Source organism: Pedobacter sp. MC2016-24, from assembly GCF_015223055.1.
In the GTDB taxonomy this organism is placed as follows: Bacteria; Bacteroidota; Bacteroidia; order Sphingobacteriales; family Sphingobacteriaceae; genus Pedobacter.
On the sequence record NZ_JADFBX010000042.1, the window covers coordinates 1 to 902 of the forward strand.

At 46.2% G+C, this 902-nt stretch carries 1 protein-coding gene; it reads right to left on the reverse strand.

Annotated features, from left to right (window positions below):
- The coding region (locus tag IM797_RS28165) for an MBG domain-containing protein (RefSeq protein WP_304622296.1) at positions 1–902 on the reverse strand (902 nt) is incomplete at both ends.

Here is a 902-nt window from a genome sequence, read left to right on the forward strand (position 1 = left end):
CATAAGTCAGTGCAGGATCGGCATCGCCATAGGTTTTGCTTTTCGCTGCTGCGGTTACCGTAACTGTTTTCGCACCAATCGTTAAATTAGCACCAATGTAGGTTAAAGTATAGTTACCGTTTAGTGCAAGCGTGCCCTGGTTGATTGCATACGTACCCACGTTTTCGCCAGGTAAACGGGTTAAACTTCCGCTGAAGCTATCGCCTGTTACCAATGCAGGCGCAAAGGCATAAGTCAGTGCAGGATCTGCATCACCGTAAGTTTTGCTTTTCGCTGCTGCGGTTACTGTAATTGTTTTTGCGCCGATCGTTAAATCAGCACCAATGTAGGTTAAAGTATAGTTACCGTTTAGTGCCAGAGTGCCCTGGTTGATTGCATACGTACCCACGTTTTCACCAGGTGATCTGGTTAAAGAACCGCTGAAGCTATCGCCTGTTACCAATGAAGGAGCAAAGGCATAAGTCAGTGCAGGATCTGCATCGCCATAGGTTTTGCTTTTCGCTGCTGCGGTTACTGTAATTGTTTTTGCGCCAATCGTTAAATCAGCACCAATATAAGTTAAGGTATAGTTGCTGCTCAAGGCCAGCGTGCCCTGGTTGATCGCATACGTACCCACATTTTCACCAGGTGATCTGGTTAAAGAACCGCTGAAGCTATCGCCTGTTACCAATGAAGGAGCAAAGGCATAAGTCAGTGCAGGGTCAGCATCACCATAAGTTTTGCTTTTCGCTGCTGCGGTTACTGTAATTGTTTTTGCACCGATCGTTAAATCAGCACCAATGTAGGTTAAAGTATAGTTACCGTTTAGTGCTAGTGTACCCTGGTTGATTGCATACGTACCCACATTTTCGCCAGGTGATCTGCTTAGACTTCCGCTGAAGCTATCGCCTGTTACCAATGCC